Origin of the sequence: Thalassotalea sp. ND16A (genome assembly GCF_000764205.1) — a bacterium.
GTDB lineage: Bacteria > Pseudomonadota > Gammaproteobacteria > Enterobacterales > Alteromonadaceae > Thalassotalea_A.
In genome coordinates this window covers 19154-45009 of the sequence record NZ_JQDZ01000124.1, presented here as the reverse complement: position 1 = coordinate 45009, position 25856 = coordinate 19154, and the positions used below count along the sequence as shown (strand labels likewise).

General features: G+C 40.8%; 21 protein-coding genes. 11 read left to right on the top strand and 10 right to left on the bottom strand.

Going from position 1 to position 25856, the window contains the following annotated elements:
* Positions 1 to 23: 23 nt before the first annotated feature.
* From ND16A_RS00700 to ND16A_RS20470, 4 genes are all read left to right on the top strand, one after another.
* On the top strand, positions 24 to 803 hold the full coding sequence (locus ND16A_RS00700) for an enoyl-CoA hydratase/isomerase family protein (protein ID WP_033079394.1): 780 nt from the start codon (positions 24 to 26) through the stop codon (positions 801 to 803).
* Positions 804 to 837: 34 nt separating this feature from the next.
* On the top strand, positions 838 to 2247 hold the full coding sequence (locus ND16A_RS00705; protein WP_152593944.1) for a phenylacetate--CoA ligase family protein: 1410 nt from the start codon (positions 838 to 840) through the stop codon (positions 2245 to 2247).
* Positions 2248 to 2402: 155 nt separating this feature from the next.
* Positions 2403 to 4667 (top strand): TonB-dependent receptor, encoded by a 2265-nt coding sequence (locus tag ND16A_RS00710; protein WP_033079392.1) that lies wholly within the window; start codon positions 2403 to 2405, stop codon positions 4665 to 4667.
* 87 nt (positions 4668 to 4754) lie between these two features.
* Positions 4755 to 6509 carry a carboxylesterase family protein gene (locus ND16A_RS20470; protein ID WP_052073349.1) on the top strand — a complete coding sequence of 585 codons (1755 nt, stop codon included), beginning with the start codon at positions 4755 to 4757 and terminating at the stop codon, positions 6507 to 6509.
* A 224-nt stretch (positions 6510 to 6733) separates the two neighbouring features.
* On the opposite strand, the gene ND16A_RS21950 is transcribed toward ND16A_RS20470, so the two are convergent.
* The 9 genes from ND16A_RS21950 to ND16A_RS00755 all read right to left on the bottom strand — a co-directional run bounded on the left by ND16A_RS21950 (position 6734) and on the right by ND16A_RS00755 (position 18729).
* Positions 6734 to 11653 (bottom strand): S8 family serine peptidase, encoded by a 4920-nt coding sequence (locus tag ND16A_RS21950; protein WP_033079391.1) that lies wholly within the window; start codon positions 11651 to 11653, stop codon positions 6734 to 6736.
* 245 nt (positions 11654 to 11898) lie between these two features.
* Positions 11899 to 13113: an ATP-binding protein gene (locus ND16A_RS00720; RefSeq protein ID WP_033079390.1), complete on the bottom strand. Its 1215-nt coding sequence runs from the start codon at positions 13111 to 13113 to the stop codon at positions 11899 to 11901.
* Positions 13114 to 13121: 8 nt separating this feature from the next.
* A complete protein-coding gene (locus ND16A_RS00725) occupies positions 13122 to 13853 on the bottom strand; it encodes a response regulator transcription factor (protein WP_081945740.1) in 732 nt (243 codons plus the stop codon).
* Positions 13838 to 14251 carry a DUF3019 domain-containing protein gene (locus ND16A_RS00730; protein WP_033079388.1) on the bottom strand — a complete coding sequence of 138 codons (414 nt, stop codon included), beginning with the start codon at positions 14249 to 14251 and terminating at the stop codon, positions 13838 to 13840. Before ND16A_RS00730 ends, ND16A_RS00725 begins: the two co-directional genes overlap by 16 nt.
* 1 nt (position 14252) lies before the next feature.
* Entirely contained in the window at positions 14253 to 15122 is an 870-nt protein-coding gene (locus ND16A_RS00735) for a MipA/OmpV family protein (RefSeq protein WP_033079387.1), read from the bottom strand.
* Positions 15123 to 15294: 172 nt separating this feature from the next.
* Entirely contained in the window at positions 15295 to 15549 is a 255-nt protein-coding gene (locus ND16A_RS00740; RefSeq protein ID WP_152593942.1) for a hypothetical protein, read from the bottom strand.
* Between the two features lie 431 nt (positions 15550 to 15980).
* On the bottom strand, positions 15981 to 17636 hold the full coding sequence (groL, locus tag ND16A_RS00745) for a chaperonin GroEL (RefSeq protein WP_033079385.1): 1656 nt from the start codon (positions 17634 to 17636) through the stop codon (positions 15981 to 15983).
* A 100-nt stretch (positions 17637 to 17736) separates the two neighbouring features.
* Positions 17737 to 18027 (bottom strand): co-chaperone GroES, encoded by a 291-nt coding sequence (locus tag ND16A_RS00750; protein WP_033079384.1) that lies wholly within the window; start codon positions 18025 to 18027, stop codon positions 17737 to 17739.
* A gap of 177 nt (positions 18028 to 18204) precedes the next feature.
* A complete protein-coding gene (locus ND16A_RS00755) occupies positions 18205 to 18729 on the bottom strand; it encodes an FxsA family protein (protein ID WP_033079383.1) in 525 nt (174 codons plus the stop codon).
* Positions 18730 to 18903: 174 nt separating this feature from the next.
* On the opposite strand from ND16A_RS00755, the gene cutA reads away from it, so the two are divergent.
* The 7 genes from cutA to ND16A_RS20865 all read left to right on the top strand — a co-directional run bounded on the left by cutA (position 18904) and on the right by ND16A_RS20865 (position 24358).
* Positions 18904 to 19221, top strand: coding sequence for a divalent-cation tolerance protein CutA (gene cutA / locus ND16A_RS00760; protein ID WP_033079382.1), 318 nt, complete (start codon positions 18904 to 18906; stop codon positions 19219 to 19221).
* The gene (locus ND16A_RS00765; RefSeq protein ID WP_033079381.1) at positions 19221 to 21083 is read left to right on the top strand and encodes a protein-disulfide reductase DsbD; all 1863 of its coding nucleotides are present in this window, start codon (positions 19221 to 19223) and stop codon (positions 21081 to 21083) included. Before cutA ends, ND16A_RS00765 begins: the two co-directional genes overlap by 1 nt.
* A gap of 247 nt (positions 21084 to 21330) precedes the next feature.
* Positions 21331 to 21783 (top strand): type II 3-dehydroquinate dehydratase, encoded by a 453-nt coding sequence (gene aroQ, locus ND16A_RS00770; RefSeq protein ID WP_033079380.1) that lies wholly within the window; start codon positions 21331 to 21333, stop codon positions 21781 to 21783.
* 38 nt (positions 21784 to 21821) lie between these two features.
* Positions 21822 to 22271: an acetyl-CoA carboxylase biotin carboxyl carrier protein gene (gene accB / locus ND16A_RS00775; RefSeq protein ID WP_033079379.1), complete on the top strand. Its 450-nt coding sequence runs from the start codon at positions 21822 to 21824 to the stop codon at positions 22269 to 22271.
* Between the two features lie 22 nt (positions 22272 to 22293).
* Positions 22294 to 23640: an acetyl-CoA carboxylase biotin carboxylase subunit gene (gene accC, locus ND16A_RS00780; protein ID WP_033079378.1), complete on the top strand. Its 1347-nt coding sequence runs from the start codon at positions 22294 to 22296 to the stop codon at positions 23638 to 23640.
* A gap of 323 nt (positions 23641 to 23963) precedes the next feature.
* Positions 23964 to 24113 (top strand): oxidoreductase-like domain-containing protein, encoded by a 150-nt coding sequence (locus ND16A_RS20870; RefSeq protein WP_081945737.1) that lies wholly within the window; start codon positions 23964 to 23966, stop codon positions 24111 to 24113.
* Between the two features lie 74 nt (positions 24114 to 24187).
* A complete protein-coding gene (locus tag ND16A_RS20865) occupies positions 24188 to 24358 on the top strand; it encodes an oxidoreductase-like domain-containing protein (protein WP_081945735.1) in 171 nt (56 codons plus the stop codon).
* Between the two features lie 19 nt (positions 24359 to 24377).
* Here the strand turns inward: ND16A_RS20865 and ND16A_RS00785 are convergent, their stop codons facing one another.
* Entirely contained in the window at positions 24378 to 25577 is a 1200-nt protein-coding gene (locus ND16A_RS00785) for a multidrug effflux MFS transporter (protein WP_033079377.1), read from the bottom strand.
* Between the last annotated feature and the right edge of the window lie 279 nt (positions 25578 to 25856).

The following is a 25856-nucleotide window of genomic DNA, read 5'->3' as shown; positions in this document are numbered from 1 at the left end:
GTTGTCTGTTAGAGGAAATATAAATGACCGTTGTTAACTACGAGCTTAAAGGTAATGTTGCAGTTATTACACTTAATCGCCCCGATGCTATGAACACCTTTAATCCAGATATGTATCGAGAATTTAATGCTGCTACAACACGCTTTCGCGATGAAGACTCGGCTTGGGTAGCAGTCATTTGCGCAGCTGGAGACAAAGCATTTTCTGCGGGTGTAGATATTAAAGCAATCAGTAAAGCGACAAGCCAATCTGAAAATATCGAAGAATTAGCAGCTGCCTTTGACATCGAACTAGAATGTGAATATTTCTGTGACAAACCAATTATTGCTGCTATTCATGGCTTTTGTATTGGCGAAGGCCTGAGCATGGCTCTGGGCTGTGACCTCCGCATCGCTAGCAGGAGTGCTAGCTTTGCGTTACCGGAAAGCAAAATTGGTATTCCTACCATCAATGCCGCCATGCATGGTGCTCGCATAATGGGCGCTTCTAACGCCTTAGAAATGTTGTTGATGGGAGAACAGCGTGATTCCGCTTGGGCTTACCGTACAGGCCTTATCAACAAAGTGGTAGATGACGACCAATTAATGAATATTGCCATGGAATGGGCACAAAAAATAGCGTCTTTGAGTCCTCTGGCCAACCGTATTACAAAAGAGATGACCGTTAAAAGCTCAAGCAGGAGCTTCGACGAGAATGCAGCTATTGGTGTACAAAAGCGTAAGAAAATTTTAGTAAGCCAAGATTTTAAAGAAGGTCAACGTGCCTTTATCGAAAAACGTACGCCAAAATTTATCGGCGCATGAGTAAGAGTTTAATTTAACATTTACGGAGTTTTCGGTGATTGAAGAAATAGTCACGGTGAATCTTTTAGTAGGAAATATGAACATGAACGATAGTTCCTGGAAAAATACAGAGCGCTTAGATTTGAACAGTCTTGAGCTCAAAAAAATGCAATTCAAAATGCTAAAAAAGCAACTGACTAGAGTTTACGACGAATCGCCTTATTATAAGGAGAAGTTTGATCTGGCAGGAGTGAACCCACACGAATTTAGTTCTCTCGAACAATATAAAGACTACCCAATGTTTGATAAATATGAAGAACGGGAAAGTCAGGCGTTGTCTTTAAAAGAGCAGGGCCATCCATTAGGGATGCACCTAACTTGTAATATCCGTGACGTTAATCGCATGAGTGCTTCTTCTGGAACAACAGGTACCCCCAGCTTTCAGGGACATACGGCTAATGACCGTAAAATAATCGAAAGAAATTTCACACGTATGGCCAAAATGACCGGTTTGAGAGCTGGCGATAAAGTATTGATGGCAGGCGTAATGAGCATGTGGGTAGCGGGACTTCCTACTGTTGATGCCTTGCTATCTTATGGCGCAAACGTAATACCTATCGGTGGCTTAGTCGGTAGTGCCAAAGTAATTGAAATGATTCAACTTACCCGGCCAGAAGTGATTATTTGTACTCCATCATTTGCTCGCCAGCTTTTGAAAAAGTCCAAAACAGAACTGAATATAGATCTCAGTCAATTCTGTGTACGTAAGCTGGTCGTTTATGGAGAGCCTGGTGGCAGCGTGCCAGAAATTGTAAAAGAGTTGTCGGAAGGCTTTGGTGGCGCAGAAATTTTTGACATGAGTGGTGGTACCGGCTGCCTAAACCCCATTTTTGCACAATGCTCCGAGCATGACGGCATGCACTTTATCGCTCCCGATAGTGCTTACATAGAGCTGTACGACCGCAATGCCGGCAAAGTTATCCCTTTTGAAGACGGCGCAGTGGGCGAATTTGTCTATACCGACTTTGATCGCGAATGTGGCCCGTTAATCCGTTTTATGGATGGTGACAAGATGCGGGTGAATATGAAGCCATGCAAGTGTGGGCTTGCAGGTATGCGCTTTGAAATACTAGGTAGAGTTGACGACATGTTATTGATAAAAGGCGTTAATGTTTTTCCTTCTGCTGTACGTGATCTGGTCATGAGTTTTCAAGGCGAAGTGACTGGTAATGTACGTATTGTTAAAGGATCAGATTCACCAGTAATCGAGCCTCCGATGATTGTGAAAGTTGAATGTGTAGGGGAGCCTGACTCTAAAGCCCTAGCAGAATTAAAACAACGACTGGAGACCATTATTCAGCGTCAATTGCGCTTTAAAGCAAATATTGTCCTGTTTTACGAAGGTGAACTTCCCATGGAGTATGGTGCTACTGGAAAAATTAAGTTGTTGGAAACCTCTAGTTAAGCCAGTGGGCCATCTCTGATGGAATTGGATAGCGCCATAAAGCATAAAATATTTTGAAGCGGTGAACGGAGCTATCTATTTATAAATGAAATTCCGTCCATTAATTAAAAGACATAATAAAAAATAAAAATATATTACTAACTGGAGATTTTACTATGAAACATCACCCCATTTATACTGCAATGGCAATTTGCTTTGCTGCACTCTCAGCCAGTCAGGTTATTGCAGAAGAGAAGACTGAAAGCCTTGCACTTGAAGTAATAGAGGTCACCGCACAAAAAACATCCGAAAACTTAAATGAAGTACCCATTTCAATGAATGTCGTTGGTGGCGAGTTTGTTGATGCTATGGGAGTGACACAGCTAGACGATCTCTCTTCCTATATCCCTAACTTCAACATAACAGAAAGTACTAGTGGGATGAATATCTCCATGCGAGGTATTGGCTCTGGTACGAATAAAGGCTTTGAACAATCTGTAGGCATGTTTATCGATGGCATATACAGCAGTAGACAGAAGCAGTTTGCCGTACCTTTCTTTGATGTTGACCGTATTGAAATATTAAGGGGCCCTCAGGGGGTTCTCTTTGGTAAAAACACCACCGCCGGTGCAGTAAGTGTTATTTCAGCTAGGCCAGACGATTTTTTCAATGGAAAAATTAGTACGGAGTATGATTTTGAGTACGAAGATGTGACAGTCACAGGTGTGATTAATGGGCCTATTTCTGATACTTTAAATGCTCGCTTTGCTGCTCGCATAAGCCAACAAGATGAAGGCTATATAGAGAATACATTAAGCGGAGTAAATGAACGCCTTAGAGATGAAGAACTTTTTCGTTTGTCGATTGATTGGAGTCCTATAGATAACTTGGATGTGTACTCCAAGTTGGAATATTCAAAGCAAGATATACAGGGTGGCATATACCAGTTATTAGATTTTGGTAGTTACGAAGGTTTACTCAAAGCGTTCGATCCAGAGGTAGAAACTGATATAAATTTACGAACTTCTACTGGAGCCAAAAATCTTGAGCACCATATTACCACAGACGCATTAAATGGCGTTATTGAAGCGACTTATGAGATTAACAACATGCGAATAGTTTCCGTTACCGGGTATTCGCAATATGACAGCTTAATTGAAAATGAAGATAGTGACTTTACCTCGGTGCCATTAATTTGGTTTGATTCAGGTGATGAATTTGAGCAATTCAGTCAAGAACTCCGCTTTGAGTCAGTTACCCCTGGAGTACTTGAATACGTTGGTGGCCTTTATTATCAATCTAACGAGTTCTTCGCTACACCTAGATTAGCTGCACAGTTGAGTGTAGTTGGTATGCCCGATACTGAGAACGAACGTGTTTTTGACCAAGAAAGTACAACTTGGAGCGCTTTTGGGCAAGTAACCTGGAATATTTCAGATGCCTTAAATCTTAAAGCTGGATTACGTTATAATGATGAAAAGAAAAATGTATCGCGCGCGCTTGAAATTCAAGAGTATGGTACAGACATTCCTGAAACCGACCCTACTACCTTATACATAAATGCTATGGGCTTAGGGATTATTAACTATTCAAATAATGATAGCCGTACTGAAAGTCACTGGTCACCAGCGTTGGCGTTACAATATACAATTAATGACGATGCGATGACTTACGCTAAATATAGTCGTGGCTACAAGGGTGGCGGCTTTGATGCTTCCGATCTAAATGGTACTTCAGAGCAATATGATGAAGAGCAAGTAGATGGTTTTGAAGTAGGGACTAAGCTTACACTGTGGGATGGGCGTATGGATGTCAATGCTGCTCTATTTTATACTGATTATCAGAATTTACAGGTATATTCTATGTCAGGGGTTAGATTCATTACTACAAATGCTGCAGAGGCCACTTCACAAGGACTTGAAGTAGATAGCAGAGTTCAGTTAACTGAATCCTTAATGCTAAATGCCTCTTTTGCCTTTCTTGATGCGAGCTATGACAAATTTGAAACCGGTAGTTGTACCTATGAACAACTGCAAGAGCACAATGCATCTGGAGCGACAGGTCCTTGTATACAAGATTTAGGTGGCCGAACATTCGTCCGTGCACCTGAACTACAGGCAAACTTAGGGTTAAATCATGTATTAGACTTCGAAAGTGGTGCATTTATTATATCGAGCCTGAATGTCAGCTATACTGACGAACAGTATGTACAGGCTTCGCTTCCAGAACACTCATTGGTATCAAGCAATACAATCGTTGATGCAAACATAACCTACACTTCCCCTAATGAAAACTGGATATTTAAACTTGTTGCTCGAAATATTACCGACGAGCGTGTAATAACAGGTACGAACGCTCCCGTTTTCTTTGATGATACAGTCGTTGCCAGCATCAACAGTCCTAGAACTATTATGCTTGGCGTTGAGTATAGATTTGAATAGATTATTTAAAATAATCATCTTCGCTAGCTTAGTACCTGTTTATGCTGGCTGCTAAGTTAGATTTAAAGTTCTTTCAGAGATTATATAATGAAACACGAAAATAACTTCTTATTCGCTTTTTTGATGAGTTTTCATCATCAAAATAAGCGTCATTTGTTAACTGTTTTTGTTTGTATTAATAGCATTCTTTTTACAAATATTTTATATGCCGACCAGAGTGAACCGGCTTCTGAAAGTATTAAAATTCGCACTACAACCAGCGGTAAAATAGCAGGGAAATTAGTTCATCAGGGTAACGTTATTGAGTGGTTAGGAGTCGCTTATGCACAACCTCCTGTGGATGATTTACGTTGGAAAGCGACTCGTCCTGCCCTTGCATGGGATGGTATTCGACAAGCAACTATGCAGCCACAACCTTGCCCTCAACAGAAAAGTAATGGGGATGAAAAAGTTTATATAGGTGATGAAGACTGTTTATATCTAAATATCTGGCGTCCTAATTCTGATCATGAAAATTTACCTGTGCATGTATATTTTCATGGTGGTGCAAACGAGCAAGGCAGTATTAGTCGAGGTGCTCATCAGGGTGAACTGCTTGCTCAGAAAGGTAATATGATTGTCGTAACAGTGCAATACCGACTGGGTTTCCTTGGCTGGCTTTACACAAATGAGAAAAAATCTTCAAATGCTATGGATAACTCTGGAAATTACGGCTTACTTGACTCTATTCAGAGCCTGAAGTGGATAAAACAAAATATAAGCGCTTTTGGCGGAGATCCAAATAATGTTACCTTAGGAGGATTATCCGCAGGTGCTCAAAATATTTTTAACCTCTTATCTTCAAAAATGGCAACAGGCTTGTTTCATAAGGCTTATCTTCAATCTGGAATTCCCATTGATTACTCTTTAACAGAAGCTCAAATTGCTAGTTCTCAATTAAAAAAGGCATTGATTGGTGAGTCTGTTGCCAAAATGAATGCTGAAGAAATTGATGTTTATTTAGCATCCGTCTCAGCAAAGGACATTATAAAATTTGGATCTCAACTGAATCCTGATTTTAATGGAGTACGGGATGGCTTTGTTATGCCATTGGAACCAACATTAGAACAAATTTCAAATGGAAGCATTGCCAATAAAGTACCCTTGCTCATCGGGTTAACAAAAGATGAAGTAAAATTTTGGACATGTGACAAGCTTGATAATATATTTTATTGGCTCAAGCCAAGCAATGCAGCCTTAGTTGGTGATTATATAAATGAATTGTTTACAGCTATGGTTGTGCCTGCTTTTCGTAAGGGTGCTAGATTAAGCTCATCACAACAGTGGGATATTTACTTTTACCAAATGCGCTGGGGAACGCCAGATGAAAATGGCAACTCTCCTTTGCCAAATAATCTGGGATTGTGTGCAGGTGCTTTTCATGCCATTGATACATCATTTCACTTTGGCCACTGGGACAGAACTATTTTTAAACCTTCTTTGCAATCACTCATATTTACAGAGGCTAATAGGGAAGGAAGAAAAAACTTGTCCGCCGAGATAATGACTAGATTTACCTCTTTCGTTCATAACGGCAATCCCAATTTTGATTCAGCTATACCTTGGCCATTAATAACAGAAGGCCTTGATGTAACGAGGTTGGCTTTTGACGTTGATTTAGAGAAAGATTCGGCTAAAGTACAAGTGCTAAAAGGTATCAAAAGTGTGAATGATATAAAGCAAAAGGCGGATAAAACCTTTACGAACGATCAAAAAAAGACCCTATATCCACTGATAAATAGTTTTCTCTTAAAGTTTCAAGCACCAGAACACTTATTGTTGCGAGACGAAAGTGTAGAATAGATTTATAAAGTTATTTATATTGCTTTCAAGAGTTCGAATCTTTCCGTCACCGACATCTTCTGCCATATCATTCGTAGTTACAGACTTCTTTCGGTCTGCCGGGTTTGCCAGCTTCGCTGGGCAAACAAAAAAAAGGCTAACACAACTTGTGTTAGCCTTTTATCCATCAACTAGAAATTCACACCATATTCGTTATGAACAACTCGATCAATAACATCAGTACTTTAGTGCAATTCATTCTTACGACGCAATGATACTAGCGGCAATAAACCGAACATCAACCAACCAAAAGAACCACCTGAAGATTTTTTCTTCTCAGGTTCAACCGGTGCCTGACAGCTACCATCGTCACTATTTGCATTGGCGTCAAAGTTAGTTGCGCTTGAATCAGTACAACCTAATTCAACTCCATCTGACTCAACCGTTAAGTTGAATACAGTCACTGCAGAATCGGTCATATTAACATTGTCGCTTACTTTAACCATTACCTCAGTTTCACCGTGGTAATGTGCGTTTGGTATTAACGTCACGCTACTACCAGAATCATGACCACTTACCTCCGAGGTAAAGTTATCACCGCTCACTTCGATCATATTGCTAACGCTGTTTTCATCGGCATAGCGTACTTCAAAGCTTACCGTGTCATTTTCCATGATTGTCATATCAGCAATGTCGACCAATTGAATGTTACCGGTTACGGCTAAATCAATGGTGATTTGTTCGTTATCAGACCCGATTAAACCGTTATCTAGAGTAATGATATGGTTTTGACCGGCTGCTGCCTCTGAAACATAAGCCTTGAACTTAACATTAAACTGAGATTGCTCTGGCCCGGTGTAGTCCATACAGATAATTAACTGCTCTTCAACGACGTCATCCACATTGTTGTAAGCAATACCGTCACCAACATTAACTGCCAACGGCATATCGCCTCCAACCAAGATCATGCCATCGGCTGCTTTAAACCCTATGCTTCCTTGGCTATCAGCTAACTGTAGGTTTTCATAAGCAAATAACATTTCAAATTCGCCGGGCTCATAGTTGATGTTCATACGTAAAAACATTTCAAAATCAACCAATTGACCATCTGCCCTTGAACGTTCTACGTTATCCCATTCCAACGCTAGCCAATCACGCTGCCAAGTATAGGTAGGAGTAATACCGGCATTTAAATGATGGTTAGGGTGAATAGAGTCAACTTGCTCAGGTATTATATTGTCGCCTGCCCAGAACGGCGCGATAATATATGGTGCTGCTGGTGGAAAGCTTATTGCTTCTGGAAGTTCAACATGGAAAGCTGTAGTTCGCCCAGTGTCACCAAAAGTTACTAATCCTGCCGGGTTTAATTTAATGTTTTCAAAATGAAACTTGTTAAAGAACGGGAAGCTAATATTTTGCTCCGTATTCATCAAGTCTTTCAGCTTGTATTCGTACTCATTGCGATAACTGCCTTGAACATCTGCCAAAGTGCGCCATCCTAATGGTCTTAAATCCAAGTACCCTGGGAAACTCCAGCCCGCGGAAGATAGATTACACATTTGGTCATTATTGCTGTTCGTCACCTTGTAATTACGAGGTACATCACGGGTTGTTTCCTGAATACCAGCAAGTGATAAGATATTATCAGTCAGAACAGGCGTTACGGGTGTTGCATTTGACGGCATAATACTTTCTGGAACGATCTGAATTGAGGCAGGCATAGCTACATCTAAAACAAAATCACGAGCTTCTGCTTCATTATTGGCGATAACGCTGATTTCAAACTCAACAAGATCTCCCGGCTTCGCTGCCGACATATTTGAGGTGAAAGTCACATCGTCATCTACTTGGCTAATCGTTACCGGTACAAAGCCTAAGTTACCGGCATCATTGGCGTTACTGCCAAGATCAAAACCACCAAAGTAAACATCACCAATTTCCATGTCGGGCAAGTTGTAAGCCAATTCAACATTGTACTCTTCATAACCGTTTATCGTTCCCGGCCCTGAAACTGTTAAGCCACCATTATTGTCTGTTACCACACCGGTAACAAGACTAACCGTATGGCCTTCGTCCGTTTCACCCCAATCAGGGCGATCTATGTTCATTACAATAGTCCAGTAGTTGCCTGCATTGGGCTCAGTAATGTTACAGAAATTGGCAAAGTCGTAGCTGGTTGACAAACAATGCAGTTCATCGCCCGTTGCCATACCGTCGCCGTTCAAATCTTGCCCCATGAACATTAACATATCGGTAGTTTTGTCGCCCACTATCTGAGCGGCGATAGACCGAGCCCCCTCAGGAACCGTTACCCACTCAATATGGTTAATATTACTTTCATTACCTTCTTCATCAATAGTCAGATCAAAGGGATCGTTGCCGGTTGTATCGTACATGATATGAGCAGACGTTTTATCTCCCTTAACCATGCCGTAGCTACGTGCAGTAAATTCAGTGATCTCGCTGGTATTTAAGGGTCCAACCTGTGTCATTGCTGAGGTGCGATGTGCATTGATTTTGACATACTCAGGTAAACCACTATTATCAGAATATGTCCAAAGAGGTAATTCAAGTATCGGCGAGTTGACATTGTCAGACGTCAAAACTATCTGCCCTTGATTTCCTGTCATATTTCGATAGCTGATTGCTCCAGATTCATGTTTTGAGTTGGCTGTGACTACGATTGATTGGGTCTCTCCAGCTTTAATACTAAAACTTGCTGGCTCAACAGTTACGTCCCAATTACCCAACCATTTATCAATGGCGATAGTCCAAGTTGCGTCTTCTGTTGCCGTAAACGTACGGACAAATGAACATTCAGATGGACACTCAGTATCAACCATATAAGCGGTATTTAAACGTTTTTCATGGCCACCTAAATTAGGGTTCGCCGCGTCCATATTTTCAACCGACTCGTTCATGAACAAGCCAGTTTTATCGGCCAAATCAACACGCATACGACCTGACCCCATATCCTGAAGTGAAGAGTCAAAACCATCATCAACATAGTTATTGAAGAAACGCGCGTTTTTCAAACCATTGGTTGCGGTTAACATTAACGCCGATTGGACCGCCATAGGTGACCAATCAGGGTGTGATTGGCGTAAAATAGCAGCAGCACCAGCCACATGCGGACTGGCCATTGACGTGCCTGACATGCTCATCCAGTCAGACGTTCTTGGATTATTATTAAAGGGTTGATCATCTGACGCTGGCGCATATGTGTCTACGCCTGGCGCGGCGATATCAACAAACAGTGTATCCAAACCAAAATACGATGGACCACGGCCTGAAAAATACGCCACACGTTCCTGATCAACTTCTTCAAGTAGCACTTCAGTGCCGGTAATCGTACCCATATGGCCTGAGCCACTGTTTAACCAAGACGTCAAATCACTACCATCACCTGCCTTAATTAACGTGGTTGGAATAGCATACGGAACAACAGGCTTATTATTATCTTGATAAGCGCTTTGGTTATAAATAACTAAACCTTCCGCACCACCGGCGGCAATATTATCGGCCTTATAAATTAATGGTGAATAACTACGTTTACAGACAACAATAACGTCTTGTTCACTTTCGTCAATATCTGCTGTTGCTGGATCGTCAGCCAGGTCAAAGGTACCTTCCGGAAAAGGTTTATCACAGTTTTTAACGTTTCTTGAATAACTTTCGTTAGCATTTTCAAAATTCTCGGCATTCACTATAATGCCGGTCAGAGAATCAAATGTGCCTGATGCACCAATGATATCAGCGGGTGCGGGAGTATCACCCCCCGACATTTGCTCTAAGCTATTATCTTTATATTCTACCGTATGGGATGGCGTATGAGCGGCAACCGTAGTAACCCACGGAGAAGAATGGTCGGCCGTATATAAATCTGGACCCGAGTTACCCGCAGCGACCGCCACAAACACACCTGACTTGGCCGTATTCATAAATGCTTGTTCAATCGGATCACTCCAGGGATCTTGCTCTAAGGATCCTAATGAAGCATTAATAACGTCAACATTATCAATGGCTGATTGTTCTATAGCAGCTAAAATAGCTGAAGATGGACAGCCAGCGTAATGATCACCGCCACCACCAGGCCAACAAACCTGATAAGAAATAATATTTGCATGTGGCGCCATGCCTGAGACTTGTGGCAAGACTAAACCAGTTTCTGTACCTGAACCTTGCGCGGTTAACTCAGTTTCTTTGTAGGGAACATTTTTCAATATGTTACCGGCAGCAGTACCCGCAACGTGGGAGCCATGACTATGGTAATCTTCACCTATCGCTGGACGTGACTCGTCAAACACTGGATCGCTATATGCCTGGGTAATTTCAGGATAAGAATAAACACCAATAAGTTTATCGTTACAATACTCAGGTGAATCCGCACAATCACCTAAATAGTTTCCACCTAACGGGTTGATATGGGTATATCCGTCATCACCAACGGCAGCGAAAGATGGATGATCAGTATTGATACCGGTATCAATAATACCAACAATAGTCCCTTCCCCCATATTTGAAGAATTGGCAGTACTTTCAGTCCAGACCTTGTTAGCACCAGTTTGCTCCGGTGTACCAAAGGTATTAAGTTGATAAATTCGTTCACGGCTAATATATTTAACCCCTGGAACCTTCGCCAATCGGCTTGCTTGGTCTTGAGTAAGCTCAGTCACAAAACCATTTAGGCTAACAGAAAATTCACGTCCAACTTTAACATCTAATCCTTGTATTGCTTTAGCTTGGGCAACAAAGTTAGTTTGTTTACTGAATAAGTAATCTTGGTAAGTGGCAATTTTAGCTTGCTTTAAGTTTAGCGGCGATTTTGTTGCTACTCTGCTACTGGCAACTAACTCACGCGTTGACGCCAACCCTTTAATGCCACCGTCATAGGCAGAAATAGGTGCGTCTTCAAGCTGAACTATATACTTATGTATGCCTGAAATACCCTCTTCGGCGATAAATACTTTATGTTGTTTTTTAATGGTTTGGTTTGATAAACCACTCCAATCATATTGTTCTCTTTCAACGGGTTTAGGTGCATATTCTGCAGGTGCATTTATCCACTTTTGCTCGGCTGGAACGTCGGTAGTTGTAGCCGCACCAACAGCACCAACATACAGTGCCGATACAACCATCACTGATACTTTATTTAGATTAAACATAATATCCCTTAGATATAATTAGTATTTGAATGATGAATCTAGCAATCACTATCTACCTAAACATTGCAGATGGTTTGTGAAAGTAATTTGATCATTCATTTTTTCGTCGAATGAATAGTTAAATTTATCCCTCAGACAGTCAATTAAACCGTAAGAATTGGTACAGTTGTGCACACTTTGATACAAAGCACAGGGGCAATACTTAGCTTATATTTGTTGGCGAGCAGGAAATTGGAGCGAAGTTATTATTGAAAAATAATGGTTATCTTAGCGCCAGATAATGCTTCACTACGGCTAAAACTGAGCTGAGCATCCTGCCAGGCACAAAGCTGTTTAACAATAGCCAGGCCCAGCCCGACACCTTGATAACGTTGTTCACTAATCTGTTGTTTTTTAGCAAATGGTTTAAGTAACGCTGGTAATAACTCAGCAGAAATCCCAGGTCCATCATCCTCAATGGCAAGAATGAGGCCTTGATTTAAGGCTTTAAGACTGACATTAACCTGGCTATTGGCAAAACGAATGGCATTGCCGAGTAAATTTTGTATGATGCGAATAAAACTACGTTTATCTATCTTTATTTGCCGACAATGGCAATCCAAGTGAATCACAATTGGTGAATAAGCAGCAAATTTGTGGGCGCAAATTTCAAGCAATTCCAGAGCGTTTTCTTGTCGCGGTATAAAATGGGGTTGACATTGACTAAGCTCGGCGTAGGTAAGGAATTCATCAACCAGTAACTCAAGTTCAATAGTGTCTTGTAATACGCTGTCTCTTAGCAGCATAACATCGGTGCGCTCATTTGCAGTCTCTAGCGCAAATTTTGCCCGAGAAATAGGCGTTAAAAAGTCGTGGGAGACTGCGTTGATCAGTTCTCTTTGCGTATTGGTTCGCTGATTTAACTTATGTGACATCTGATCGAAAGCATCTCCAATACTTTTTATCATGCTAAAACGGGTGAATTGGGTTTGTTGGTTAAAGTCACCTTGACTTATTTTTTCACTTGCTCTGCGTAGCTTATGAAGATCGTTAAATAAGGGCCAACTACAAATAAAAACCGCAAAAGCCGTCGCGGTATAAAACAGCAACGAAATGAACGAATCGTCATTAGTCGGTGAATGTTGGGGAAATGGTCCAAGTGTAAGTACATGTTGCTTATCATTGGCTAGCTTGTAAAAATAAATACTATTTTGATCATCATGTAACATGATAATTTCTTTGTTTTTCATTCGGCTCAATAAGTCTTGCGACCAATGAAATTGTTGCAATAAATTTTTCGTTAATGAAAAGCTAGCCTGAGTGTCAGCTGTATTTTCTGCCGGTCCAAATAAACGACTTATGGTAGAATACTCTAGTGCCGATAAGGACTGATTACTTTGAACTTTCGTTTCCAATAGCCAGGCGCTCACTCCTAAACAAACGGCCAAGGCAAAATATAATGAAAAATACAAGCGAAACATCTGCTATCTTACAGCCAAGCTTCCGGGACCAGAATATATCCTTTACCCCAAACTGTTTTTATTTTTGTCGGTGGTGATTCATCATCACCTAATTTTTTACGTAGTCGACTAATACGACCATCTACCGTACGATTTAAACCATCATATTCACGGCCAATAGCGGTATCGAACAGTTGTTCTCTAGAGATCATATTACCGGCATCTGACGCCAATTGAACCAGCAGGTCAAACTCCGCTGTGGTTAACTCCAATGCTACACCGTCAAGATAGGCATCTCGTTGTATTTTATTTATTGTTAACGCGCCAAAGAGCAAATTTTGAGGAGAATAGAGTGGTGTTTTTTTATTTTTCACCGGTGTTCTACGCAGGCAAGTATTGATCCTAGCGATTAAAATTGAAGGTGAAACAGGCTTAGTTAAATAGTCATCGGCGCCCAGATTTAACCCTTTGACATGATCCAGCTGATTTTGCCTAGCCGTCATAAAAATAATCGGAGTATTTTGATTAGCTTTTATTTCTTTAAAAACACTGAAACCGTCAGTATCAGGCAAACCAATATCTAACAAAATGAGATCATACTGATTGGTTTGTGCGTCATAACTGGCCAGGCAACCTGAATCGGCATGTTTGATATTAAAGCCGCTCTTTTGCAAAAAGTCACTAACCAATTTTGCTAATTTAAGATCATCTTCTACATACAAGATATTTTTTTTATTACCGTTCATTAAAAAATACTCCAAGCAACTTTTCGACGACGTTGCTTCTTCTTTAATTTATAAATGGCAACAATAGCGGTCGAAACAACCACCAAACTCCCCTGACGAAGCAACTCAATTTTTACATTTTTAGGGCTATTTATAGGTATCGATAAATTAAACATCTCATTAGGTAGGTCACACATTAACCGGGTATCAATATCAATAACCCGCAAACAAAATTTACCTTGTGTCCCAACTTGCCAAGAGACCATGATATTCATCTGACATTCACTTGCGGTAGTAACGCACTTATTAGGGATAATTTGCATTGGCTCTACACTCTCAACAGCAAAACTTAACTTTGACACTGTTGCGGTTGGCAGTGTCAAAGTTAACAACAACAGTGTTATGAGTGAGTTTCGCCCGGAAAATTTAAACATATTAATGATTCCAGGCGATTCCTGCGTAGAAAGAGAAAACATTGCTTTGGTCTACGAAAGGACTTTCACTGATCACCGGATCCAACGTTTGATACTTAAGGTCGGTGATTAACTGCCATTTATTATCAAACCTATACTGATATTTTAGTTGCAGACTAAAATTATAGGCTTGTTCCCCTTTATACTGGCTAAATCCTGCCCCTAAATCCGAATAATGACTGCCATAATAATAATCGATTAAGTCAGCACTTTGTTGTTGAACTTCGGCACCCAATACAACTAAATGTTTATCAAGCAACCAATGACGCTCTACCGCCAAAAATTTTTCTCCGCCATAATGGCGTTGAGTTATTTCCTGTAACCAACTCGCACTCAGGCGCCAGTATTGCCAGTCGTATATCCATTCAACTCCAGACATCAAGGATAAATGCCGTCTCTGTATTAAAGACATATCCCCACGCCGCTTAGTCGGCACAGTACCTTTTGGTGGTATTTGCCCTGGTGACGGACTGCCCATCATTGGCGAACGAAAAGTCGCAGCTGCCAATGATGTCGAAAAATTTTGTTCGAGAAAATATAAACCATCATTATTAAAGCGAGTAAGAAAGGAAAATTGAAAATTCTCACCATAAAAAGGCGTATATGTAAGCTGTGTATTGCTAAAAGCAAAATCGCCGTAAAAATACTCAATTCTTGGAATAAGAATAAGGGGGATGTCATCCATATGATAAACAGGATTGCCCATACGGCCATAACCTGCACCTATCCCTAAATGGAGACCTTCGTCCTCCTGATAGATATCATTGTCTGAGTTAGCGGCCAGAGAAAAACTAAAAAATAAACTGACTAGAACAAATGAAATAAAACTCAAAAATCGTCTTGGCAAATATAAAATAATCAAATACATCGCGATAAATTAATTATAACAATAAGACAATCATATTTGATTCTTTTATATATGAAGTCAAAAGAACAAATGTAGCAATTTGTATCAACGATGCTGACTACTTTTATGTAAACGTATGAAGATCGATTAGGCACCACTAAAGAAATTTTGTTAAACGAGCAACTCCTTGAGACAAGTCTTCAATAAGATCATCGACATCCTCCAAACCAATGTGTAATAGTATCCAGACCGTAACGCCCACAAGCTCTGCAACGTTAGCTTTCCCTTCACTATAAGCATGTATCGCTTTGGCTAAATTCAATTTTGCATCATCCTTGTTTTCAGCAGAGCTCAATTTTCTGGTCCACATAGGTTCACTGCGTTCATAATTCGATTGAACAATATCTAACACCGATTCAGCCTTATTTTGCGCCGCGAGCAAGTGCTGTAAAGTGCCTGCTTTGCGGTAATAGATTTGCGAGTTCTTTGGCCAATGATACTTCGTTTCGTTTGTGCTTGTGGTATTGAAAGAAACTTAACCATTATCGATAAATCCAACTAACTCCTCTATTTTTAACACGACGCACCGTGGGAGCTTCTTATTTAAAAAGTAAACCACGTTTTTGTTAAGAGTCATGGAACGATGCAATCGACAAGCAAGGTCATTACCTTATCCCCTCCCCGCTGCCCCTTAAAGAATGCATTAAGGAAGCTATAATAAAAAAGGCACACCATAAGGCATGCCATTTTCTAACAATCATAGCTAACTAAGGTTCCCACATTAGTGACAACGCTTACCAGATAACCAATTGATTTACCTATACATTATCGACCTAACGGCATTTACATCATGCCGCCCATACCACCCATACCGCCCATGCCGCCCATATCAGGCATTGCAGGAGCTGCAGCAGCAGCATCTTGTGGCGCTTCAGTAATCATAGCTTCTGTAGTAAGCATTAGGCCAGCAACAGATGCTGCAAACTGTAATGCACTACGAGTAACTTTGGTTGGATCTAAGATACCCATTTCTAACATGTCACCGTAAACGCTGGTGCCAGCATTGTAACCGTAGTTGCCTTTGCCGTTGCGTACTTCATTAAGCACTACTGATGATTCATCACCACAGTTAGCAACGATTTGACGAAGTGGTGCTTCCATCGCACGAACTGCTACGTTGATACCATGTGTTTGGTCTTCGTTAATGCCTTCAAGGTTTTTGATTGCTGTCGCAGCGCGTACCAAGGCAACACCACCACCAGCAACAACACCTTCTTCAACAGCAGCACGTGTTGCATGTAAAGCATCTTCAACACGAGCTTTCTTCTCTTTCATTTCAACTTCGGTTGCTGCGCCAACTTTAATTACCGCAACACCGCCAGCCAGTTTGGCTAAACGCTCTTGTAATTTCTCTTTGTCGTAATCTGAAGAAGAATCTTCAATTTGGCCACGAATTTGTGCTACACGACCAGCAATTTCCGCTTCTTCACCAATACCATCGATAATAGTGGTATTGTCTTTAGAAATAACCACACGTTTTGCCTGACCTAAATCTTCAAGCGTTGCTTTTTCAAGTTCCATGCCGATCTCTTCAGAGATAACGGTACCGGCAGTTAATGTTGCGATGTCTTGTAACATCGCTTTACGACGGTCACCAAACCCTGGGGCTTTAACAGCAGCAACTTTCACAATACCGCGCATGTTGTTTACGACTAGTGTTGCAAGCGCTTCACCTTCTACATCTTCAGCAATGATTAACAATGGACGGCTAGCTTTCGCAACGCCTTCAAGGGTAGTTAATAGCTCACGAATGTTAGATATTTTTTTATCGACAAGAAGAATGAACGGGTTTTCTAATTCAACACTACCGCTTTCCTGGTTGTTGATGAAATATGGTGATAAGTAACCGCGATCGAACTGCATACCTTCAACAACGTCCAGCTCATCGTGAAGAGCTTGACCTTCTTCAACAGTAATAACGCCTTCGGTGCCCACTTTTTCCATTGCGGTTGCAATAATTTGACCAACCGTAGTGTCTGAGTTCGCTGAAATGGTACCAACTTGCTCAATCGCTTTGTTGTCAGTACATTTTTGCGATAAACCTTTAAGCTCTTCAACCGCAGCAATAACTGCCTGATCGATACCGCGCTTAAGATCCATAGGGTTCATACCAGCAGCGATAGATTTTAAGCCTTCGTTTACGATAGCTTGTGCTAAAACGGTTGCTGTAGTGGTGCCGTCGCCGGCTTCATCGTTGGCTTTCGACGCAACTTCTTTCACCATTTGTGCGCCCATGTTTTCAAAGTTATCGGCTAATTCGATTTCTTTTGCCACACTAACACCATCTTTGGTGATAGTTGGACCACCAAAGCTTTTGTCTAAGACTACGTTACGGCCTTTTGGCCCAAGAGTTACTTTTACTGCATCGGCTAGAATATTTACGCCTTTAAGCATTTTTACGCGGGCGTCATTACCAAATAATACGTCTTTAGCTGCCATTATTTTTTCCTCAATTTTTTATTCATCAGGCAAAAGCCTGATCTACAATAACTTTTTTTAAATTACCACGAAGTGGTCTAAATAGAGATGCGCAGCAGCTCTATTCAACAATCGCCAAAATATCGGCTTCACTTAAAATAAGCACTTCTTCGCCGTCAATTTTTTCAGTCTTGGCACCATAGCCTTCACTGAAAATCACCTGGTCGCCAACTTTTACATCTAAAGGACGAACTTCGCCAGATTCAAGGATACGGCCATTACCTACCGCAACGACTTCACCGCGAGTAGATTTTTCAGCTGCGCTCCCGGTTAATACGATACCGCCAGCAGATTTTGACTCTACTTCTTTACGTTTGATAATCACACGATCGTGTAAAGGACGAATGCTCATTTATATCTCCTGATATGAATTTTTTAATAAGTTAAATTGTTTAATCAATTTGCTGATAGTAAACAGATGGGGGTTATTTTTAGACTCTCAAGTTATTATGCAAAAAATATCTAAAAAAATAGCGCTATTTAAGCAAATGCCGCGATTAAGACAGTACTATGTCGTTATTTAGCAAAGTTAATCTTTACGTTCAAACTCACCATCTATGGTTTTGCTGCTATTATCAACATCTATATTTCGGTTTTCAGAATCTTGTTGTGAATTAAATTGCTCGGTAAATGGTGAATGCTCACCGCTTTGCTGTTGATGAAACTGGCCATGAAAAAAGCTTGCTTTATGTTGTTGTGAAACCACTAAGTGTTTTTGCACCGCTTTTACAATGGCGGCCCGCGACACCGGCCACAATAATAACAAGCCAAAACCGTCGGTAATAAAACCAGGTGTTAATAACAATACGCCCGCCACTAACAATAATAACGCCGCAATAATTTCCTCAGAAGGCATTTGCCCTTGCGCTAATTTATATTGCACCGACTGATAAGTGGCCAGCCCTTGTTGACGCACCATGGCAGCACCAACCCAGGCCGTTAAAATAACAATAGCAATGGTTGGCAACACGCCAATAACACCACCAACATTCATCAATACCATAATTTCAACAATCGGCATGACAATAAATAATAAGAACAAAACTTTAAACATACGGGTCCAAAATATATTAGTTATGAAACTAATATTGGGGTAAACGGGTCTATTTCAAGCGAAGTTAGTCTATTAGCCTTACTATTGATTTTAACTTAGAATATTCAATCATATTTGTTGAATTAACTGATTGATAAATGGCAATTAAGCAATGATTAACGAAAGCGAGTAATTATGCATCAAATTGTATTATGCAATTGTCCTGACGAAAGTGTGGCAAAAATGATAGCCGAAAAATTAATTACGGATCAGTTAGCCGCCTGTGTTAATATTTTGCCGAAAATGACCTCTGTTTACCGTTGGCAGGGGAAGGTAGCTTGCGATGAGGAAGTAATGTTGATGATCAAATCAAAGCAGCAACTATTTTCTCAACTTGAACAAGCAATAATTAAGCTTCACCCCTATGAAGTCGTCGAAATCATTGCCCTGAATATCCAGCAGGGTAATGAGCTGTATTTAAACTGGATAACTGACTCGGTGAAAAATAACTAATGCGTTCAATTTTAGCTTTATGCCTCCTTACCATTGCCATGCTTGCTGCACCATCACAGGCTCAGGACTCTATTTTTGATACTTCCCTGGATTCATTATTCAGCAATGATCAAGAATTTTTACCCGTAGATCAGGCTTTTCAATTTGACTTTAACCAGCAGCAAGACAAGCTGGAAGTTTACTTTGCGATAGCCGATGGGTACTACCTATATAAAGGCAAACTTAAATTTAAAGCCGTAGATGCCGAGTTCACTTTACCGGTATTGCCGCGAGGCGAAGATCATGAAGACGAATATTTTGGCGTTCAAGAGGTTTACTACAAACAAGTTAAATTTACGCTGCCTTTAAGTAATGTTGGCCCTAACGGTGAGTTAACAATCACTTACCAAGGTTGTGCGGATAAAGGCTTGTGTTACCCGCCAACGAAACAAACAGTACCGTTAAGTGGCCTAGTTTATGCAAAAGGAAAATCAGCAGAAAATCCTACAAACTCCAGCGCTAACGCAATTTTAGATGCCATTGGCGCAGCACCGGTTGATGTAACGAAAATCAACGGCGGCACAGAACCAACGAACAATGGCGAAACCATTAGCCAACAAGATGAATTGGCATCAATGCTCGCCGGAAATAGTTTACTGTTCACCTTAATCAGCTTTTTCGGTCTGGGAATATTACTTTCCTTCACCCCTTGTGTTTTCCCGATGTACCCTATTTTAACCGGTATTATTGTTGGTCAGGGACAACACTTAACCACTCGTAAAGCGTTCACTTTATCAATGGCTTACGTGCAAGGCATGGCAATTACTTATACCGCTTTAGGCATAGTTGTTGCCTTAGCGGGTGCACAGTTTCAAGCCGCATTTCAGCACCCAGCCATTTTAATTGGTTTAAGCATATTGTTCGTGTTGTTAGCACTTTCGATGTTTGGCGTGTTCAATTTAGCCTTACCGACAAGTTGGCAAAACAAGTTGAACAATATAAGCAGAAGCCAAAAAGGCGGCTCGATGATATCGGTCTTAGTGATGGGCGCCATTTCTGGTTTGGTTGCCTCACCTTGCACCACGGCACCACTCACTGGCGCATTGATTTATATTGCGCAAACAGGGGATGTTGTCATCGGTGCTTCGGCCTTATATGCCCTGAGCTTAGGCATGGGCTTACCGTTACTGGTATTAGGCAGCTCAGGCGGTAAATTGTTACCAAAAGCAGGCAATTGGATGACGGTAATTAAGAATGTTTTCGGCTTCTTATTATTAGCAGTGCCAATATTCCTGCTAGAGCGCTTCATAGCTGAAATGGTGTCTAATTTATTATGGGCGTTATTATTGTTAGTGACCGCCACCTATTTTTACGTAGTAAACAATGATAATCGTAAATCGCCAGCCAGTATCTGGTATGGCCTTCGAGCTTTAGTAATATTTGTTATGCTGTTCTTTGGCGCCAACTTGGCTTATAACACTTTATTTACTGCCGGTGTTGCACAGCAGCAAACTCACAAAGAATTTATCCACGTGGCAAGCTTAGAGCAATTAACTGTCGAGGTTGCCAAGGCGAATAGCAAGGGCCAATCAGTAATGGTCGACTTATATGCCGATTGGTGTATCGCCTGTAAAGAGTTTGAAAAATACACCTTTCCCAAGCCAGAAGTGCAGCAAGCATTGCATAACACTGTGCTGATACAAATCGATTTAACCGCAACTGGTGAGCCACAAAATATTGACATCATGTCGAATTTTGATGTGTTCGGTTTGCCATCAATTTTGTTTTTTGATGTTAATGGCAACGAATTAAGCCAGCAACGAGTCACTGGTTTTATGGGCGCAAAGGAGTTTGCCAACCATATTAATAAAATATTTAACTAAACCTGCAAATTATCCACTAAACAAAGGGGCTGCCGCCCCTTTCTGTTATTTTTACCTCTCAATAGCCCTTTTCAAGATCAAAACACCACTGATTAGACCAGTATTTTGCTGCTAATTTCTGCGAAAATGTCTATAATGTGCAGATATTTGAAAAAAACGTGCATTTTCAACGTATAAACTGAGTAGCAGGTATGCTTTAATACGTTAAATAGTTCAAAAATAATAATTTCAATGGATTTAGCTGCAGATGACTACAAAGTTTAATGTTTTACTGTTAAATGGCCCAAATTTAAATATGTTGGGCAAACGTGAACCGGAAATCTATGGCTCACAAACATTAGCAGACATTATTGCTATTTTAGAAATACAGGCTAAATCTTTAGATATCAATTTAATGCACCTGCAAAGTAATGCAGAGCATGAATTAATCGACGCCCTTCACCAGGCACACCAAAAGGTAGATTTTATTATCATCAATCCGGCGGCATTTACTCATACCAGCGTAGCTCTTCGAGATGCGTTATTAACTGTATCGATCCCGTTTATTGAAGTTCATCTGTCTAATGTGCATAAACGTGAAGCGTTTCGTCATCATTCTTACCTTTCAGACGTCGCTGAAGGGGTTATTTGTGGTTTGGCTGCAAAAGGGTACGAATACGCTCTTGATGCTGCTCATCGCACATTAAACAAATTAAATTAAATTAAGTTAAGTAAAATAAACATTATTAAGGTGTACTAATGGATATTCGTAAAATCAAAAAACTAATCGAACTTGTTGAAGAGTCAGGGATCAATGAATTAGAGATCTCTGAAGGCGAAGAGTCGGTACGCATCAGCCGTGGTCAAGTTGTAGCTGCAGCACCCGTTGCTATGGCAGCTCCAGCTCCTGTTGCTGCGGCTCCTGTTGCGGCGGCTCCGGTTGCTGTTGAATCGCCTGCAAGTGCCGAACTAACGGGTCATATTGTTCGTTCACCTATGGTTGGTACTTTCTACGCTTCAGCATCGCCTGATGCACCTGCATTTGCAGAAGTTGGTCAACATGTAAATGCTGGCGATACCTTATGTATTGTTGAAGCAATGAAAATGATGAACCAAATTGAAGCTGACAAGTCTGGTGTAATTAAACAAATTCTTGCTGAAAATGAAGACACCATTGAATTTGACCAACCGCTTTTCGTAATCGAATAAGCAACAACGTAAGGTTAATTCCATGTTAAAGAAAGTAGTTATCGCCAACAGAGGCGAAATTGCATTACGTATTTTACGTGCATGTAAAGAGCTAGGTATTAAAACCGTAGCTGTACACTCTACTGCTGACAAAAACCTTAAACACGTTTTATTGGCAGACGAGACGATTTGTATTGGTAAACCATCAGCGTTAGACAGTTACTTAAACATCCCTCGTTTAATTACTGCCGCCGAAGTTACTGATGCCGATGCGATTCATCCAGGTTACGGATTTTTAGCGGAAAACGCCGATTTTGCCGAACAAGTTGAGCAATCAGGTTTTGCCTTTATTGGTCCAAAAGCTGACAGTATTCGCTTAATGGGTGATAAAGTTTCCGCGATTAAAGCAATGAAAGCCGCCGGTGTTCCTTGTGTTCCTGGATCCGATGGTCCACTGACCGACGATGAAGCGGCAAATATCGCTCATGGTCGCCGTATTGGTTACCCGGTAATCATCAAAGCATCTGGTGGTGGTGGTGGTCGCGGTATGCGTGTTGTACGCAGCGAAGCCGACTTAATTGAATCGATTCAGTTAACCAAAACCGAAGCGAGAAACACCTTCAACAACGATATGGTTTACATGGAGAAATTCCTTGAAAATCCACGTCATGTTGAAATTCAAATTCTTGCCGATGGCCAAGGCAGTGCTATTCACCTTGCCGAACGTGACTGTTCAATGCAACGTCGTCATCAAAAAGTTGTAGAAGAAGCGCCAGCACCAGGCATTACACCTGAACTTCGTGCTGAAATTGGTGCTCGTTGTTGTAACGCTTGTAATGAGATCAACTACCGCGGCGCCGGTACCTTCGAGTTCTTATTCGAAAATGGCGAGTTCTACTTCATTGAAATGAACACCCGTATTCAGGTTGAGCATCCGGTTACCGAAATGATCACCGGTGTTGATTTGATTAAAGAACAATTACGTGTTGCTGCTGGTCAGAAATTAACCATCAAGCAGGAAGATATTAAAGTTAATGGCCATGCCATTGAGTGTCGTATCAATGCGGAAGACCCGCGTACTTTTATTCCTTCACCGGGTAAGATCACGCGTTTCCATCCTCCAGGGGGCATGGGCGTACGCTGGGATTCACATGTATATACCGATTACTCTGTACCACCTCATTACGATTCGATGATTGGTAAACTGATCACTTACGGTGAAACTCGTGACGTAGCAATTGCTCGCATGAAAAACGCTCTGGATGAATTAGTGATCGATGGTATTAAAACCAATATCGCCTTACAAGAAGACATCATGTCAGATGTTGGTTTTGCACGCGGTGGCGCTAATATTCACTATCTAGAGAAAAAACTCGCCGATATTGAGTAATAGGCACTAGGTACAAGGTACAAGGTACAAGGTACATTATCAGTTTAAATATAAACCCTGCAAATCGCAGGGTTTTTTAATTCAGGGATGAATTAACTTAGAATTGTCATGGATGATATAAATTCTGTTAATTCTGGGATGAATTAACTTAGAATTACCATGGATGGTTTAAATTCTGATATTGACTATAGACTGGGCTTTTACCTATACCAATTTGCTTAACCATTAAATATCTGTTCAACTTTACTGGTTAAGCAAATTGGTATTCATTCACCATTGAGGTAAAATAGCAGCAATCGAAATATTAACTGTACAAAATTGCCATGTCCGAATTATTAGAAAAGCCTTACCCACCAGCCGATGACGATTGTTGTGGCGGTGGCTCTTGTTGTCCATGCGTTTGGGATCACTACTACGCAGAGCTACAAAAGTGGCGGATTCAACAAGATAAAATTAACTCACAAAATAACTAAGCCATTGGCAATGGTAAATAGAGGGCTTCAGTTAAGAATGTTCAACTGGAAATACTCGTCAGGATGAGTTGCAAATGTCCAATTTAATTGAAAAGCCTACCCCTCCGGCAGCTAACGAATGCTGTGAAAGCGGCTCATGTAACCCATGCGTGTGGGATACATATACTGCTGAAATGCAAAAATGGCGCATCCAACAAAGCGAATTAAAAGCCAAAAAAGAAGTGCAGAGTAAACCAGCGCCTTAATACCAAGTTGATTAAATATTTACTCATTTTTAATGGTTAAATTTGAAAGTTGACTGAAACCGACAAGAATTATTGACGTTAACATCAACACCGTAAATGGTAATGCGGTGTCGTTATGATAAATTGCCAATATCGGCCCGGCTAACGCCCCAATACCAAACCTTAAGGTGCCGATAACCGCTGTCGCCGTGCCCGTTTGATTTTCAAAAGTAATTAAAATTAACGAATCGGAATTCACTGCAATTAAAGAGATACTGCCCATTAATGGCATTACCGTAATCACCGTCCAAAATAACGATAACTCAAGGATATTCACCGAAACCAAACAAAGAGAACAAAATAGCGCCATATAAAACGCTAAAATTAACATCCTTTGTGAGCCAATCTTGCCGACAAACCTGGTATTAATCAATTGTGCCAACATTAATGCAACAACATTGATGCCAAACAAGAAACTGAATACAAACGCCCCCGTTTGGTATACCTCAAGGTAGACAAAAGGAATTGCCGTTAAATAGGCGAAAAACGCTAAAGAGACTAACATCGAAGTTAATATATATTTACGTGCTGCCCGCTCGAAAAGTACAATTTTATAATTGCCAAAAAAAGATATATTTTCAATGTTCGACTGTTTTTTTCGCTCCATTTCGGGCAATTTTAATATCGTTGCCACTAAAATAACCAAGCCATAGCATCCCAAGAAATAAAACATCGCTTGCCAGTTGGCCAGGTACATTATTGCACTGCCAATGGTCGGTGCCAGCATCGGGGCAAACATCATTATCATGCTGACATAAGACATGCCTTTGGCGGTATCTTTACCATAAAACTGACGAATGATACCGGGCACAACTACGGTTGCGGCACTGCCACAAAATGCCTGAATAAAACGCAACGTAATAAACTGATCAATGGTTTCAGCTAACGGCAAATACAAAGACGTTAATGAAAAAAAAGTTAGCCCGAAAATAGCTAACTTTCGTCGCCCTAATTTATCCGCTAAAGGTCCAAAAAGCAACAACCCGCAGGCATAGCCGGCCAGATAAACACTTAATGAATTTTGCACATCGGCAATGGAAGTTGAAAAGTGTTGAGCAATGATTGGCATAGCGGGTAAATATAAATCTACTGCCAACGGGGTAATAGCAACTATTGATGCTAACAAGGGTAATAAGACCGTGATCGAAATTATTTTGGAGTTAACCGAGTTATCGCTCATTAGTTTCCTGTAGGGTGAATTTATGGCATCTGTGCAAACGCAATTATAGCCGAATTATTTATTAAATTTCTTATATACTCGTCACCATTCAAAGTGCGGGATTTCAGTGGGAGTTAAAAGTGATTTAGGCAAGGCATTAAATTTAGGGAATGGTTGTTCCATTGTTAAATTTCATAACGCTGCATAAATCACTTTTAAACCCATCGAAGAAGCGTTTGAGCAATCCCACTTCTTCGTTCCATCTATTTGTAAGGGAATAACCATTACTGTATAGATGCG